Raw genomic sequence first — 1,013 nt, 5'->3', positions numbered from 1 at the left:
ACGACCGCGCGGCAGGCCGGGAAGACCGCAGCATAATTCACCGCTTCCACCACCTTGACGTGGTCGGAATGGGGGACATTGCCGAAGTCACTCCAGCCGGAGCTGATCAGCGCCCGTTCGCCCAGTTGCGCGCAGGCCGCGCCGATCATGGCGACGGTGTCGGCGGGAGACTTGACCGGCGTGCTGCCGAAGCCGAAGAAAATCGGCGGTGTTCCCGCGGCGATCCACGACGCGACCTCCTCGTCGGCGTCCGTGGCCAACTCCATCGTCAGCGCGCCGACGAACGGTCGTTGGCCGTTGCAGTTCGCCCATTCGGCGGCCAGCCCCGGGAAGCAAACTTCTTCGTAGGCTTGAATTTCCAGTGATCCGCGCTCGGTGATGCGTCGCGCCGCAGAGCGCCTCGCCTTCGGCAGGCCCAGTTCGCGGCGCTGCACGTCATCGAAGTTCTTCACCCCGCGCCAACTCACCCACTCGTACAGCCGCACCGCGTAACGGCCCAGCGACGGTGACAGGAATGGCAGGACCTGTCCGTTGACCCGCACCGGGGCGAGATGCAGGGTGGCCAGCGGAATGCCGTAGTACTCCGCGATGTTGGCCGCGGACTGTTCGCCGATGGCGCTGGTGAGCACCAGGTCGGCCCCCTCGGCCAGCGACATCAGCGTCTTGCCGATCTCCTCCCAGAGCTGGTTGAACAGCCGCTGATCTTCGCGCACCAACGCGGTCAGTTCCCGGACCTTCCAAAAGCTCCGGAACAAACGGGTCAAAAGGTCGCGGTGCACGTCCTGCCACAGTCGCGCGTCCGGCCCAAACTCGGTCGCCCTGAGCCCGGCCGACTCGACGAATTCAACCAGGTCGGGCGCGACGGCCACGTGTACGTCGTGCCCGCGGCGCAGCAGTTCACGGCCGACAGCAACGCCGGGCTCCGCGTCGCCGCGAGTTCCATAGATGGCCAGCACAAATCTCATCGCGGAGGTTTCCGCCTTTCAGTCGTCGTGCGCGCGGGCAGCGTCCGG

General features: G+C 66.6%; 1 protein-coding gene. It reads right to left on the bottom strand.

Features of this window, described 5'->3' with window-relative positions:
- The coding region (locus A5736_RS01790) for a glycosyltransferase (protein ID WP_076244204.1) at positions 1 to 965 on the bottom strand (965 nt) is incomplete at its 3' end.
- Between the last annotated feature and the right edge of the window lie 48 nt (positions 966 to 1,013).

The sequence above is a fragment of the Mycobacterium sp. SP-6446 genome, from assembly GCF_001954045.1.
In the GTDB taxonomy this organism is placed as follows: Bacteria; Actinomycetota; Actinomycetes; order Mycobacteriales; family Mycobacteriaceae; genus Mycobacterium.
This window is presented reverse-complemented; position numbering and strand designations above follow the sequence as displayed.